At 41.1% G+C, this 14944-nt stretch carries 12 protein-coding genes; 6 read left to right on the plus strand and 6 right to left on the minus strand.

Annotated features, from left to right (window positions below; genetic code table 11):
* Positions 1-5: 5 nt before the first annotated feature.
* From V7K62_RS08365 to V7K62_RS08375, 3 genes are all read right to left on the minus strand, one after another.
* Positions 6-455, minus strand: coding sequence for a response regulator (locus V7K62_RS08365; protein ID WP_334863456.1), 450 nt, complete (start codon positions 453-455; stop codon positions 6-8).
* Positions 449-2983, minus strand: a complete 2535-nt coding sequence (locus V7K62_RS08370; protein ID WP_334863457.1) for a GAF domain-containing protein — start codon at positions 2981-2983, stop codon at positions 449-451. The genes V7K62_RS08365 and V7K62_RS08370 overlap by 7 nt, the downstream gene beginning before the upstream one ends.
* Positions 2984-3561: 578 nt before the next feature.
* Positions 3562-3978 carry a hypothetical protein gene (locus tag V7K62_RS08375; RefSeq protein ID WP_334863458.1) on the minus strand — a complete coding sequence of 139 codons (417 nt, stop codon included), beginning with the start codon at positions 3976-3978 and terminating at the stop codon, positions 3562-3564.
* A gap of 1147 nt (positions 3979-5125) precedes the next feature.
* On the opposite strand from V7K62_RS08375, the gene ppk1 reads away from it, so the two are divergent.
* Complete coding sequence (gene ppk1 / locus V7K62_RS08380) at positions 5126-7306, plus strand: polyphosphate kinase 1 (RefSeq protein ID WP_334863459.1); 2181 nt, start codon at positions 5126-5128, stop codon at positions 7304-7306.
* A 190-nt stretch (positions 7307-7496) separates the two neighbouring features.
* A complete protein-coding gene (locus V7K62_RS08385; RefSeq protein WP_334863460.1) occupies positions 7497-7913 on the plus strand; it encodes a response regulator in 417 nt (138 codons plus the stop codon).
* Between the two features lie 125 nt (positions 7914-8038).
* Here the strand turns inward: V7K62_RS08385 and V7K62_RS08390 are convergent, their stop codons facing one another.
* Positions 8039-8212: a hypothetical protein gene (locus V7K62_RS08390; RefSeq protein WP_199784779.1), complete on the minus strand. Its 174-nt coding sequence runs from the start codon at positions 8210-8212 to the stop codon at positions 8039-8041.
* Positions 8213-8548: 336 nt separating this feature from the next.
* On the opposite strand from V7K62_RS08390, the gene V7K62_RS08395 reads away from it, so the two are divergent.
* Positions 8549-9118, plus strand: coding sequence for a DUF2854 domain-containing protein (locus tag V7K62_RS08395; protein WP_334863461.1), 570 nt, complete (start codon positions 8549-8551; stop codon positions 9116-9118).
* A gap of 330 nt (positions 9119-9448) precedes the next feature.
* Here V7K62_RS08395 and V7K62_RS08400 read toward each other — a convergent pair whose 3' ends face one another.
* Positions 9449-9709 carry a chlororespiratory reduction protein 7 gene (locus tag V7K62_RS08400; protein ID WP_334863462.1) on the minus strand — a complete coding sequence of 87 codons (261 nt, stop codon included), beginning with the start codon at positions 9707-9709 and terminating at the stop codon, positions 9449-9451.
* Positions 9710-10812: 1103 nt separating this feature from the next.
* Here V7K62_RS08400 and V7K62_RS08405 point away from each other — a divergent pair.
* Positions 10813-11013: a hypothetical protein gene (locus V7K62_RS08405; RefSeq protein WP_334863463.1), complete on the plus strand. Its 201-nt coding sequence runs from the start codon at positions 10813-10815 to the stop codon at positions 11011-11013.
* Complete coding sequence (locus tag V7K62_RS08410) at positions 11001-12026, plus strand: PleD family two-component system response regulator (protein ID WP_334863464.1); 1026 nt, start codon at positions 11001-11003, stop codon at positions 12024-12026. The genes V7K62_RS08405 and V7K62_RS08410 overlap by 13 nt, the downstream gene beginning before the upstream one ends.
* 66 nt (positions 12027-12092) lie before the next feature.
* On the opposite strand, the gene V7K62_RS08415 is transcribed toward V7K62_RS08410, so the two are convergent.
* Positions 12093-13298 (minus strand): histidine kinase, encoded by a 1206-nt coding sequence (locus V7K62_RS08415; protein ID WP_334863465.1) that lies wholly within the window; start codon positions 13296-13298, stop codon positions 12093-12095.
* A 632-nt stretch (positions 13299-13930) separates the two neighbouring features.
* Between V7K62_RS08415 and V7K62_RS08420 the strand changes: the two genes are divergently transcribed.
* Complete coding sequence (locus V7K62_RS08420) at positions 13931-14107, plus strand: hypothetical protein (RefSeq protein WP_334863466.1); 177 nt, start codon at positions 13931-13933, stop codon at positions 14105-14107.
* Positions 14108-14944: the final 837 nt, after the last annotated feature.

Here is a 14944-nt window from a genome sequence, read left to right on the forward strand (position 1 = left end):
TTCCACTACTCCGGCGGCAGTTTTACGATCGCAAACCAAAAATTTTCTATTGATTGGACAATTTTAACGAATTGATCGAAATCTACTGGCTTAGTTATATAACAGTTGGCAGAAAGGTTATAGGCTTTGAGGATGTCTTCTTCAGCTTGGGAAGTAGTCAAAACTACTACAGGGATTCGTTTGAGGTTTTCATCTCCTTTAATTTCTGCTAATACCTCCCGCCCATCTTTTCTAGGGAGGTTTAAATCGAGCAGTATAATATCTGGATGGGCTACTTTAGCATATTTTTCTTGTTTTCGCAAGAATGCCATTGCTTCTACACCATCTTCGACCACGTTCAAGTGAATCGAAATTTTGCTATCTTCCAGGGCAATACGTGTGAGTTGGACATCGCCAGGATTATCTTCTACCAACAAAACCTCAATAGGCATAATCGCTATTATGGTGTTTAGCATTGCTTACTTGCTCTATCTGGAATTGTGAAGTAGAAAGTCGAGCCTTGACCCGGTTTCGACTCAACCCAGATCCGGCCGCCGTGGCGTTCTATAATTTTCTTACAAATTGCTAGACCAATTCCAGTACCTGGATACTTGTCTCTACCGTGCAAGCGCTGAAAAATTATAAAAATACGTTCAGCATACTGGGATTCCAAACCAATTCCATTATCGCGCACCCAGAACAAATATTCGTTTTCATATTGGAGTGGGGAGTTACTCCCCACTCCAATATGAATTCGTGGCTGTTGATAACGGCAAAATTTGATCGCGTTGGCGATCAGGTTTTGAAACACTTGTATCAATTGGGTAGCATCAGCTATCACTTCAGGTAGACTATCATAAGTGACAACTGCTCTACTATCTGCGATCGCAACTCGAAGATTTGCAAGCACCTGCTCTAAGACAGCACTACAATCAACTGGCACAAAAGGCTGTCCACGGGTGCTGACGCGGGAATAGTTTAACAGATCGTTGATTAGGGTCTGCATCTGGCGGGCCCCATCTACCGCGTAGGTGATAAACTGATCTGCATTGGCATCCAGTTTGTTTTTGTATCTCCGCTCCAGCAGCTGTAAATAACTAGTTACCATCCGCAATGGCTCTTGCAAATCATGGGAAGCCACGTAGGCAAACTGTTCTAATTCTGCATTAGAGCGAGTAAGTTCCTGACTTTGTTGGGTTTCTTTTTCTAAAAGTTGCGCTTGAGATAAAGCAATCCCAATTTGGTTAGCTAATTGCTGTAACAAATCCGTCTCAAACTGATTCCATTGTCGAGGTGCGGCACACTGATGAGCTAGCAATAAGCCCCAAATGCTGTCTCTGACAAGAATCGGCACTACGAGATTAGCCCTGACAGCAAATTGCTGAAGAAATTTTCGATGGCATGGTTGAATATGAGCAGCTTCAATATCTTCAATGGCACTTACTCTTCCGTGGCGATATCTTTCTATATATTCTTCTTTAAAACAGGGGTCAAAAATATTTTCTCCTAGAATCACCGGCCAACCAGGCAGCACTGCCTCTTGTACCACTGTTCCCGAACCCTCAGTTTCCAGTCGAAAAATCAACACCCGGTCAGCTTGTAGTAGTTTTTGTACCTCTGTGACAGTGGTTTGAAGAATTTCATCTATTTGTAAAGATTCTCGAATTTTCAGGGTGATTTCGGCAAATAATTGCGATCGCAGATTTTGCCGCTTTAATTCTTCATCTGCCCGCTTGCGATCTGTGATATCAGTATAAGAACCAACCATCCGTACTATATCACCCAATGCGTCCCAAAGTGCCTGTCCTCGATCTAGAATCCATTTATAACTGCCGTCTTGGCACTGGACTCGATATTCACAGATGTAAAACGGTGTTTTCTTGGCAAAGTGGTCTTGGAAGGCTTGAAGTACCCAATCTCGCTCATCGGGATGGATTCGTTTTGTCAATTCATCCCAACGGTTGGAAACTTCGTGGTCTTTATAGCCGAGCATTTCCTTCCATTGAGTTGAGAAGAACACTTCATTAGTCTTGAGGTTCCAATCCCAAATACCATCATTATTACCATGTAATGCTAATTGCCAACGTTCTTTACTTTCTCGTAGTGCTTCTGCTATTTTCCGTTGTTCAGTAATGTCTTGGAAATAAACACACAAGCCGTCTTTTGCCGGATAAGTGTGGACTTTAAGCCAGCGCTGCTGTGGCAGATAAAACTCCTCAAATTCGATACTCACCTGTTCTAAGATTGCTCTGTGATATTCACAATCAAATGTTGTACCGATAATTTCTGGAAACACCTCCCAGATGTTTTTACCCAAAAGCTCATTGTGAGTTTTTTGCAACAGCCGTTCTGCTTGACCATTAATATAGGTGAATTGCCACTTTTTATCCAGGGCAAAAAAACCATCAGTGATACTTTCGAGAAGATTGGTAATGTGGGTTCTGGTGGCTTCAGATTGGGCGCGGGCTGCTTGCTCGTGCGCCATTAGTTTCTCGGTAACTTGAGATACCTCAGCTACATAACGTCTGAGTTCTAGTTGGTCGATTACCAGGCGACTCAAACCCACCAACGCCTCCACTTGTTTTTGGCTTAATTCCCGTGGAACTTGGTCAATCACGCACAGAGTTCCCAACATATCTCCCTTCGGAGTAATTAAGGGTACACCTGCATAAAACCGGATGTATGGATAGCCTGTCACTACTGGATTATTTGCCAACTTTTCATCAGCTAGGGTATCAGGAACCACCACAACACTACGCTGTTCTTGGCAAAGATAAGATAACCCCACACACCGGGGCATTTCTGATATATCTAAACCAACTTTTGCCTTAAACCATTGACGGTTTTCATCAATGAAATTTACCAAAGATATGGGGGTGCCACAAATAAAAGCCGCTAACTGAGCAAGATTGTCGTAGGCTTCTTCGGGTTCGGTGTCAAGAATTTGATACTGGCGGAGGGCTTCTAACCTCCCCGCCTCTGTATCAATATTTCCAGCTTTCATTAGCTTTTTTGAATAAATCTAAATGTGATATCCAGTCAGCAGCCTAGCTACTTGATGAATAGCTTAACGCCATGTCCAACTTTTACCCTAACCCTTTTTTATTACTCTGAAAAAATAAAATATTTGTAGGTTGGATTTAACAGAATGAAACCCAACAAAATTAAGGATTCTTGGTGTTGGGTTTCTTTCCTCCAAATATCAAAAACCCGGTTTCTTGAAGAAACCGGGTTTATATGGTAGTATTGTGTACAATTCTGAAAATACCGCTCCTCAACTACATTCAAGGAACTGTATTATATCTGCAATTTGTTACGTCTCACTTGGTAGCTACCTTATGCCCATAGATAGTAGATATGGGTAAAGGAAAGGGAGTCAGAGAGTTAATTAGGGAATTACCAAATACTTTGATGCAAATGCCTAGCGTGCGGATGTTACCGTCGTTTTATCTTAACTGATGGCAACATTTTCTCAAAGAATGACCAAAAAGATATAAAAATCAACGCAAGGTGTGAAAACATATAGATTAAAATCCTATGGGTTTTTACACCACCGTGATTTTCTGTCATGTAACAATCAGTCTATTCTAGACCGCCATTAACACTAGCTGCTCTCACAAGGGTTGCTAGGTCTTGAACATCTGCAATGCTAATGAGATCAATCTGTGCTGCAACTGCTGCTTGGATTGTGGCACTAGGTGGTGCTGCTGGGAATGCAACTGCACCTGGATCTATTGTCAAAGTATCCACCTGTTCAGCATTTGAACCAGCAGTACCAGTATATGTAGGTGTAATAACTAATGTTGGCCCGGTAAAATACGCACCAGTAGGTGCAGTTAACTCAGCACTGACGCTGATAGAAGAACCTGACGATCTAACTACTGTAACCGCACCACGAGCAGAAGCATCTCCTGCAAATGCAGGAGATGCAAAGGAATTACCAACACCAACTAAACCTAATACACAAACACTGCCTTTGATAATTGTAGATAGTTTCATGATTCACAAGCTCCTTGTGTTTTCATCTTGACGTTTTCAATATAACCATTAACTCTCAGGAAATTCCCAGTATTAATACTGAACTTTTCCTAAATCCCAGCAGTCATAAATTAAAAAAAATAATAGACGATATTGTTTGTGTGGATCTGAATAGCAGCAACAATATAACAATAAAAATCGAGATTTAGCAAAGCTTGCATCTACTTTTCCTTGCGTAATCGTTGTAGTAATGTTTACCAAAAAATTGGTTTCATCAACCGATCCCAAAAAAACCTTCCAGGTAAGCCTTTAGACTGATTTTGAGACCGTAGCTATCTGTAAACTCCGCTTAATCATTAGTCACATATTTTTAGAACTGCCTATGTCATATCTTTGCTAAATCTTAAATGCATCTTCATGGGTAATATGCTGTGGGCAACGATTTGAATCCCTAGACTTATTGCGGTTTTTATAATGGATGCAATATTTTGTAACGGCGCACAATTGTACATTGGTGTCAACTTAACGTAAAAACCTAGTCTGATAAGAAGAGTGAAAATTTTTCGATGTACCAACTAGATTTTGATCCCCCCTAACCCCCCTTAAAAAGGGGAGAACTAGAATCGAATGCCCCCAATTTATCGGGGGTTGGGGGATCTAAAACGACGGGAAATTGCGTGTTTGAGCTTAGAGGATGTTTGAAAAGTCCTCTTGTCGGTATAAAAAGTTCTAGATCCCCCTAAATCCCCCTTTTTAAGGGGGACTTTGATTCCGGTTCCCCCCTTAAAAAGGGGGGTTAGGGGGGATCTAAAAGTGCCTAAAGTCACACCGAAACACTTTTCAAACATCCTCTTAGCTTAAACGTATTGAGTTATAGGTTGGCTAGATTGATTATGTGAAAAAGATGCTAAAAGACAGCAAAACCCTAAAAATTTCTTGGTAATGTTGGCTTTCGTTTCTACACGAGTTTATTTTTTAGTATTTAACTGAAGTTATTTAAATACAAATAGATTTTTGATTTAAGCATTATCTCTGCCCTTTACCAGTGGCGAGGTAGAGAATCAGTACAGCCAAAAATAGCCTCAGCGTTATGCTCAAGCACCATTTAACTTAATATATTTATTGTCCCCCAGTTCAATGGGCTACATCTGCCTGTCTTTAAGTCATTATGGCAAAATCTAAGAAAAGCCCTACCCCCATCAATCTTAGCGATCCACAATATTATCTTAACCGAGAGTTAAGCTGGTTAGAATTTAATGGCAGGGTGCTACATGAAGCCTGTGACGATCGCACGCCTCTTCTGGAACGCCTGAAGTTTTTGGGAATATTTAACTCTAATTTAGATGAGTTTTTCATGGTGCGCGTTGCTGGTTTAAAGCAACAAGTGGAGGCGAAAGTCACCCTGTTAACTCCCGATGGTCGCACACCACAACAACAACTAGACGATATTAGATCTACCCTGACTCCCCACGTCAAGAAACAACACCAACATTTTGAGCAAGTACTTCGTCCGCTACTAGCAAATCATGGCATCCATATTCTAGATTACATAGATTTGAATCCAAAACAGCGGACTCATCTCAACAGCTATTTTGAGGAACAAGTCTTTCCAGTTTTGACTCCCCTGGCTGTTGATCCTAGTCATCCCTTTCCTTTTATTTCTAATCTCAGCCTGAATCTAGCTGTTGTGGTCAAAAATCCAGACACAGATGAAGAATTTTTTGCCAGAGTTAAAGTCCCCAGTGTTCTCCCACGATTTTTACCGATACCGCCTGAGTTGGGAGATCAGAACAGCGAAAAACCTGCCCATTGGACTGGAGTACCTTTAGAACAAGCGATCGCTCATAACTTGGAATCTCTATTTCCAGGAATGAACATTCAAGAATATCATCCATTCCGCATTACCCGTGATGCCGATTTGGTCTTAGAAGAAGATGAAGCAGATGATTTGCTGTTAGCGATCGAACAGGAATTGCGAAAACGGCGGCTGGGTGGGAGTCCAGTTCGGCTAGAAATTCAATCCCAGACTCCTGAAATAGTGCGATCGCGATTATTGCATGATTTGGAATTAACAGAAAGCGATCTCTACGAAGTAGACGGACTTTTGGGACTGCGGGATTTGATGTATTTTATGGCCTTACCACTGCCAGAACTCAAAGATCCACCACGCCAATCTGTTGTACCATTACGCCTGCAACGACTGAGAGAACCGAGTTTAGATCCAGATGTCTTGGAAACGGACGAAGGAAAAGACTTTTTTGCAGTGATTCGGGAAAAGGATTTGCTAGTACACCATCCCTATCAATCCTTTTCGGCTACAGTGGTGCGCTTTATCACCCATGCCGCCTACGACGCAAATGTGTTAGCCATCAAGATGACCCTTTACCGGACTTCTGGCGACTCGCCCATCGTCAACGCCTTAATTGCCGCTGCCGAAAATGGCAAGCAGGTATCCGTGCTGGTCGAATTAAAGGCGCGATTCGATGAGGAGAATAATATTTACTGGGCAAAACGACTAGAAAGAGTTGGAGTTCATGTCGTCTATGGTTTAGTTGGGCTGAAAACCCATAGTAAAACCGTCATGGTGGTACGGCGGGAAAAAGACCGGATACGTCGCTACGTGCATATTGGGACTGGTAATTATAACCCTAAAACTGCACGGCTGTATACAGATTTGGGATTGTTTAGTTGCCGTGAAGAATTGGGTGCTGACATCACAGATTTATTTAATTTCTTGACAGGCTACTCACGACAAAAGTCTTATCGAGAGTTGCTGGTTGCGCCTGTGAATATGCGCGATCGCTTTTTGGCACTAATTCACCGCGAAATCGAAAATGTTCAAAATGGGTTTTCTGGACGGATTGTCGCCAAAATGAATTCCCTAGTCGATCCAGAAATTATCGCCACTTTATACGAAGCTTCCCGCGCCGGAGTGCAAATCGACTTAATTATCAGGGGCGTTTGTTGTTTACGCCCAGGAATCAAAGACATTAGTGAAAACATTCGCATCATCAGCATTATCGGTCGCTTTTTAGAACACTCTCGGATTTATTATTTTCATAACAATACACAAGAGGAAATCTATATCGGCAGTGCCGACTGGATGCGCCGCAACCTAGATCGCCGAGTCGAAGTAATTACCCCAGTGAAAGACCCAGATATTGCTAAAGATTTGCAAGAAATTATGGGAATTATGCTCGCTGATAATCGCCAAGCTTGGGAATTACAAGCCGATGGTACTTACATTCAACGGCGTCCTTATGATGATTCTCCAGAAGCCAATTCACAAAAAATTCTCATGAATATGGCATTACGCTCAACTGGTGTAACCTCAAATCTGATTGATTAAAAAATAAGTTACTTCTACCTTGACAACTAGCTCAACTTAGTTTTTTTAAAAAACTTAAATTTTTTGAGTAGTTATCTAGGTTATTTGTCATGGGTTCACACAAGTTATTCAACCATAGGATAGAGTCAGTGCTGGCACTTGTTCCCATAAACTGGAGAAGTTATTCTGAATAAATTTGTCTTTCCCCTCAATGTTAATGTTATCCTGTGAGCTTTCTACCTTGCGTGTTCTAGTAGTTGATGACCACGAACTGACTCGTTTAACCTTACAATTGGTTTTTTCTTGCCAGGAAAATATTCAAGTAGTAGGTTTAGCCAGTAATGGGGAAGAAGCTATAGAAATGGTTAAACGTTGCCATCCTGATGTGATTGTTCTAGATTTACAGATGCCAGTCATGGATGGCTGGAGTGCGTCTAGTCACATTAAAGCTATATCTCCAAACACCCAGATCCTTGCTTACTCCTCAGTGGAAGACGTAAATTTTCAGGGGACAAAGGCAATGTCTAGCTTTGATGACGTTTGCAAGAAAGATGTACCTACAAGCGAACTTATTGCCTTAGTTAGGCAATTAGGTCAGCGTGCAGGAGATAGTTCAGTAGCAGGATAAATGATACAGTGTTGCTTCGCCAACTCAGGCTGAGTTCAATTCTGGGGATTTGAAGACATAATAGTACTGAAGAACGTCGGTATAGCCTGAAGTTGAGGTTAAACCGACGTAATTTTTGATAATTTCTACTCTACCGGAATGGTGCGTCTAAATTCATCAATTAATTCATCCAGTTCTTCCAAAGCCTGATTTACGTCAATTCTCAAAGTTCCCAGGTTTGGTTGCTCTAGTAGGCTTAATAGGTAATCGCGTTTACTTTGAACTGCGACAATTCGTTCTTTTATAGTCTGTAGATCCATTATTTTTTTCCTATCTTTAACTACCTTTAAATTTAAAGTTAACTCAAAATCTAATATTCTGGGGCACTAAGTAGGTCAACCTAATTGAAACATCAAACGCTCAGGAGACAAATCCCCGACTTCTTAGAGAAGTTGGGGATTTAAGTATTTTGTTTATTTATACCACTTACTTACTGATTTAAGTTAACTAATTCGCGGACGTAAGTCTAAGATGCGGCATTCTTCCGTGAAGTTGGAAGCGTACAGTGTAGGTAGTTCACTACTCTTCCCTAATTTGTTAGTCATAGCCGATGATAATAAAACTGAGGTATTAATAATTTATACTAATTTAAGCTCATGCTACGCCAAATCTCTTTGGGAACACTCGGTTTAACTATCGGCGGCATATTAACCATCATTGGCTTCGTCGCCTATGCTGATAATAATGCCACACTCAATCTTGTCGGATTTTTTTACGGGATTCCTCTATTATTGGGAGGGCTGGCGCTAAAAGCTAATGAACTTAAGCCAGTACCATTTAGCCAAACTACGTCACCGTCAGCATTGATACTGCGCCAGCAGCAAGCAACTGATACTCAAAATAAAATTCGCAAAGACATCACCCGATATTGCTACGGTCAAGATTCTCATCTAGATACAACACTTTCTTTTTTGGGTTTGAGTCCCACAGACCAGGAACGGCCAATAGTCATAGGGTTGCGAGAAACAGAAGTTAATGGGAACTATGCCCTAATTTTAGAATTTGATTCACCGCTCATACCAATTGATGTGTGGCAAAAAAAGCAGGAAAAAATGACCAATTATTTTGGCCCTGGATTGGAGATTCAAATAACGCAGCCATCTGAAAATACAATTGAGCTAGCGCTAATCAATACTCAGAAAGAATCACTAGTCAGTAGTCAATAGTCAAGGACAAAAATTATCGTTACCTAAACTCCATAACTTTATGGCTTGTTGTTACCCATATTTTTGCAACAGTCAAAATAATTAATAATTCATAATTACAATTGGTGGTAGCTCCTCTACTCTCCATTGTCTTGTTGACCACTAAGTTTTTGATGAGCGTGTGGGCTGCTCTACAGTGTCTTTAATTATGAATTGTGAATTAGTAATTATTCTTTTTGGAATTCCCTTAACCACGATTTAGATCCCCGATTTATTGAAGAAGTCGGGGATCTAGTCAGCAACTTTTGCTTAATATTTTTTTGGGATTCTCTTAACCACTTAACCAAAAAACTACTTTTCTAAACGTACTGCGTACCATTGTAAATATTGCCCAGGGCCAATATCTAATTCGCAGGTAGTGTCAAGTAAATATTGTGCTTGAGCTTCCACACTATCAAATTTTTGCAAGTCAGGCGGCAAATCTTGAATTATGAGTTTTTGAAGAGTTGTTTTGAGCTTTTCTAATAACTCTGATGGTGTCATAAATTGTTCTGGTTTATCTGTTTCTAGAACAACAAAATTATCTTGCTGGTACATTAAGGAGTCTGGCATTTTAAAGATTTAGTGAATGTCAATAGGTTTAGATTGTTTTTGTAAGAACTTTTGCTTTTTTTGTGTAGTCAAAAAGATGGCGGTTTTATGTGCTGTCTGTAAAGCAATTATAGGATTTAGTTGTTCAAAATATTAATCTTAATTTAGTAGATAGCGGTTGCCAGGTGCATGAAGTACAGATTATAATCTTACTCCTAACCCCTCTTTTTGCTAAGGAGTTGTTTGAAGAGTCTAATTTGTTACTAGCCCTAGCGACTAGAAGTCGCGGCTACACAGATAAAACCTACCTCCGTGGGTTAAAACCCTTGATTTTGTATTAGTCCACGGAGGTGGACTAAGCTTTGTGTAGTAGCGAATTCTATTCGCCCAATACTTTTCAAACATCCTCTAAGGAGTGGGTAGATAAAGCACAGCTTGATCGGGGTGAGATTAAGCTCTACCTCACTCTTATTAGGAAACGCTATATCTATATACATATAATCTTAGCTACTAAATTGCTGTCTTTACAAAAAAACAGTCTATTTTTTAGATAACTAGATATACTGAACTTAATTAAATAAGAATTTTTACTTAATTTATTAACCCAGAGTCACTTGCAGCCCTATTTAATTTTCATCTGCCTCAGAATTAATTCTGAGTCTAACAGCACTCATTCGTCTAAAAATGAAAAAGGTTATAGTTAGTTAAAGCGGACTTGAGTTATTCTGATCTGCGGAACTTTACTTGTGGACGGTTTATGTCTAGAACGAAATAATTATGGAGTTACTTGAAAATAAAGATTTGCACTAAGTTTAATCTCAATCTTATGTAATTATACTAAACCTCAGCAAGCCTTGTCGAATAGACTAAATAAATTCCAGTCAGGTGATATTAGTATTTAGTATTAGCTATCTTCTGAGGCGACTTTGGTAATTGCTTTGCCCTGTCTAACTAGGTTTCTAAACTAACTACAGAACTAAATAATTAAGGCGTGTATTTGCAATTCTCAAAAAAATCGTAATTTGACTTTAACAATGGGGAAATATAAAAGTAACATTTCCTCCCATAACCATCGCTGAACAAAAAGGTAAGAATTGCCTTCGTGTTCCAATTACAGATTGTCTATGCAACTTAGTTATCTACCGCTTGCTTGGCCCAAGAACATTGAGCAGTCCATTGTCAAAAAACAGTTGATTGTGAAGCTAGACACACCTTTGCCGCAAATCCTGGCATTGATGAAAATAGCGATCGCCCCCGTGCGATTGAGTTGCACAGCCTTTTTTAGGATAGTCTCGCAAGTGGAAGGCAACTCATGTCAGGCATAAGCCCATTTTCTGTTTCTAAGCAACCACCACTGATTCTAGTGGCTGATGATGACAAGACCATCCGGGTATTGTTGCGTAAAGCAATGGAACAAGAAGGTTATCGAGTGGTCGAGGTCAATGATGGTAAGCAATGTTTAGATGCTTACGAGACTATCAAACCGGATATAGTTTTGCTAGATGCTGTAATGCCTGTGATGGATGGCTTTACCTGCTGTAAGCACTTGCTCCAGATTGCCAGGAATAATTTAATCTCAGCCCTTGCAAACTTTGATACTGACTCGACCCTTAACAATACGGTTATATCCAAGATATGGGAGCGCACTCCCATCTTGATGATCACATGCTTGGACGATGAGGAATCCGTAAACCGTGCTTTTGAAGCAGGGGCGACTGATTATGTCACTAAGCCGATTCACTGGCCTGTATTGCGCCAGCGGTTGCGCCGACTGCTACAGCAAGCGCAAGTATACAAACAGTTAGAGGCGGCAAACGAAGCTTTGCATCACCTTGCCAATGTAGATGGCTTAACTGAGTTGGCTAATCGTCGCCGCTTTGACGATTATCTCAATACTCAGTGGATTAATCTCGCACAAGAGGGATCTCCCTTGTCAATGATTTTGTGTGATATCGACTTTTTTAAATTTTATAATGATAAATATGGTCATCCGGCTGGAGATGTATGTTTACAAAAGGTGGGTGCTGTCTTAAGCCTTAAGGCACAAAAACATCAGGATTTAGTAGCGCGTTATGGTGGCGAAGAATTTGCTGTGATTATGCCATACACCCCTGCATCTGGCGCACTTCACGTTGCCGCAGCAATACAAGGGGGAATCAAAGATTTGCAAATTGTTCATGACGATTCTGCGGTGAGTCAGCACGTCACCATCAGTATGGGCATAGCGACTGTTGTCCCCACTTGGGAATCCTCACCTTCGGATTTGATTGTGCGGGCAGATAAAGCACTTTACCAAGCAAAGGCCGGGGGGCGCGATCGCTTTATCTCCAGTTCTTAATTGTCATTAGTTATTTGTCATTAGTTATTTGTGAATGACCAAGCCCTAATCCCCCATGCCCATTACCTAAGAAGGATAAACTGGCAGTGTGAAGTGAAACCATGCTCCGTTATTGGGGGCAGAGTCCACCCAAATTTGGCCATAATGTGCTACTACGATGCGTTGGCATAGACAAAGGCCAATGCCGTAACCTTCTGTAGCTTCATCCCGTTGTAGGCGGAAGTGGTTTTCAAAGATGCGATCGCGATTCTCTACAGGAATACCAGGCCCAGTATCGCCAATGCTAAACTGAACTTTTTGGGTAGTGCGGTGCAATCCGGCAACGCTAATCTTGCCACCTTCTGGAGTGTATTTGATGGCATTATCCAACAGATTCACTAGCACTTGGCGGATGCGTTCTGGATCAGCATATACATAAGGCAAGTCATTAGGAATATCCGTTTCTACCTCTTGGGATTTGGCGGTGTAGCGATCGCACAATTCTTCTAGTACATCTAAGCACACTTTACCTAGCTGTACTTTTTGTGGTAAGAGAGGAAACTCTGTATCTTTGCCACGACCTACCTGCAAAAGGTCAGCAATCATCCGATCAATGATCTTAGTTTGATTACGGGCTTGTTTTAATAGATGCGCCGTTAAAGATGGCTTGAGGCGCTGAAATTGGCCTGTGTCTAAATTGTAGTTAGATTGGAGAGTTTCTATGGCGATCGCCGCAGCAGTTAGCGGATTGCGGAGATCGTGCGCCAGCATCGCAATCACCCGGTCTTTAAACTGTAGCTGCTCTTGGAGGTTATCTTTTTCCTGTTTTAAGCGAAAAATTTCGTCTGAGAGTCGGATCAGTTCAGCAGAAACAGCAACTGAACGGATAGTGGATTTGGGTGATGTCGCCCTCCCAGTATCCTCTATCCGTTCTTGTAAGTCTGACTGTAATTTTAAGTAGGCGTCTACAGCGACTTGCCAACGAGACCACGAGTTTTTCAATTGCGCTATGATATTACTCCCAGCCAAAACCTGTCGTGGTTCCGGGTGAATTTTGATTAAAGCTGGCGTTGCTACCAATTTAAAGTGTTCTGCTAAGTAAGGTTGTTGTCCAACATCAATAGTTTGAAGTTCAAAACTATACTCAGCCTCTAACTCTTTTAAGTAAGCACGTATTCGCTGCACCTGTTGGCGGGACTTGGGGCGTCCATCGACAAACAGTAACAGCTGGAGTGGAGCCTCAGAATAAATAGGCTGATCCTGGGAAACTTGCATGTAATCGTGTTTCAGCACTGGTAACAACCCGGTGACGCTTTACAGAAAGTAAAATGGACTGACGGTTGTCGATGGTCGTTGTTTTTTCTTCTTGATATCTATTTTAGATTTTCATACTCCTATCCGATCTGCGTTTTTGACATCGGACATATCTTTTTCAGCCTTTTGCTCCCTTTTGGTTAACTTCATCTCCAAGAAACACCCTTGCCCCTTGAATATAAGTCTTAATTTGCCCTGAATCAAAAATTTTCGCCAGAGCCAGCAGGTGAAAGGTTTAATACTATGTCAAATCGGCTAGTGCAGCACTATGTCAATTTGAGTACTCGCTTGTTAAAAGCGATGCCTACGGCGGGCAAAGCCTACGCCCAAGTAAACGCAGATGCTAGTTGTATCTAATCTATCAGGAAGCTGTTAACTGTTCAGACCAACTTTGTAGAGGGTTTTCTCAACCGCCAGTGCATTCGATGAAGTGTCTTTTTTGCCTCTACCCAATCATTAACTACGATTGCGACAAACAGCCATAGCTAACTATCTACTACTTCTATAACTTGCGAAGCGCACCTTCCAGCCTTCCGAAAAAACCAATGCCCTACCCCAGAATAACAGGGGATGGGTTGATTGAGGGAAAGTTTTGGATAATATAGAGGCGATTGCCTACGGCGGTAAACTACGCACTTTTAGAGGTAGCACTCACTGCTTTCGAGGCTGTCAATAAACTCTTGACTACAGCACAAATAGCACTTTCTCCAGAAAATCAATTTAGAGATACTAGGGAAACTGCTGCGACACTTGACTGCTTTACCTATTACCCCAGTCGCCAAGAATAACGAACTTACGCTAAGTTCCTGGAATTGTTTAACACTGGCATTTTCCAGCTATCGCCTTACTCAGCTTACCATCGTCAGATGAATAATTTCCAGAATTGATTGTAAGCCAGTGTTAGCGAACTTGATCTATTCCCCTCCTTGGGTGAGGCTAAGGGGGGCTTTAGTCCTAGTCTATCACTTCGGTTGCTTGGCGTAGGCTTTGCCCGCCTTCTCTACGAGACGCTCCGCGAACGGCATCGCATTACAACTAGTGTATCTGGAAGTAGATTCAAGCTTTTGCTAGCTAAACTGTTTTTTGGCCAGTTCTCAATCAGTTATCTGTTCTACAACTTGGATATTTAGATAACTATCTGAAAAATTGATTCTCAATTTAGTTGTCTGCCAGATTAATTTTGATCAGTTCCTAGTGGGTGGCTTTGGCTCTCATCTAAACACTAAAGTGTTTACTAGGAAGTCCCTTAACTTGTGATAATCCCTGTGATGGAGTACCAGCTTCAAGCACCCAAAGAATAAAACTCTTACATAGCAAGCATTCCAGTGTTTTTTATATTTTTTTTCCAAAAATGTTAGTTTTCTATAATTTTAGGGAACTCTATAAATAAGCATAGGAATTATCAAAACCTAATGGCTGTAAAACGAAGACAATACGGTAGCTTTTGCTACCGTTTACTCATTTTTGGAGATATCATTTTCACCAACAGAGACATTTACGAAGAAGACGCCGTGAGTCGGTAGTGTCTTTTGGTGATATAAAGAGTCAGAGGAGCAGACGAGAGCAGGGATACAAGGGGACAAGGGACTTCCAACAAATAAATTATTCAATCTTATGGGGTATTT

The organism is Nostoc sp. (assembly GCF_036917935.1).
Classification (GTDB): Bacteria; Cyanobacteriota; Cyanobacteriia; order Cyanobacteriales; family Nostocaceae; genus Nostoc.

What these genes read in the sequence shown, in the direction of transcription:
- V7K62_RS08365 (WP_334863456.1), bottom strand. Translation starts at nt 455, where the DNA reads ATGCTAAACACCATAATAGCGATTATGCCTATTGAGGTTTTGTTGGTA.
- V7K62_RS08370 (WP_334863457.1), bottom strand. Translation starts at nt 2,983, where the DNA reads ATGAAAGCTGGAAATATTGATACAGAGGCGGGGAGGTTAGAAGCCCTC.
- V7K62_RS08375 (WP_334863458.1), bottom strand. Translation starts at nt 3,978, where the DNA reads ATGAAACTATCTACAATTATCAAAGGCAGTGTTTGTGTATTAGGTTTA.
- ppk1 (WP_334863459.1), top strand. Translation starts at nt 5,126, where the DNA reads ATGGCAAAATCTAAGAAAAGCCCTACCCCCATCAATCTTAGCGATCCA.
- V7K62_RS08385 (WP_334863460.1), top strand. Translation starts at nt 7,497, where the DNA reads ATGTTAATGTTATCCTGTGAGCTTTCTACCTTGCGTGTTCTAGTAGTT.
- V7K62_RS08390 (WP_199784779.1), bottom strand. Translation starts at nt 8,212, where the DNA reads ATGGATCTACAGACTATAAAAGAACGAATTGTCGCAGTTCAAAGTAAA.
- V7K62_RS08395 (WP_334863461.1), top strand. Translation starts at nt 8,549, where the DNA reads ATGCTACGCCAAATCTCTTTGGGAACACTCGGTTTAACTATCGGCGGC.
- V7K62_RS08400 (WP_334863462.1), bottom strand. Translation starts at nt 9,709, where the DNA reads ATGCCAGACTCCTTAATGTACCAGCAAGATAATTTTGTTGTTCTAGAA.
- V7K62_RS08405 (WP_334863463.1), top strand. Translation starts at nt 10,813, where the DNA reads ATGCAACTTAGTTATCTACCGCTTGCTTGGCCCAAGAACATTGAGCAG.
- V7K62_RS08410 (WP_334863464.1), top strand. Translation starts at nt 11,001, where the DNA reads ATGTCAGGCATAAGCCCATTTTCTGTTTCTAAGCAACCACCACTGATT.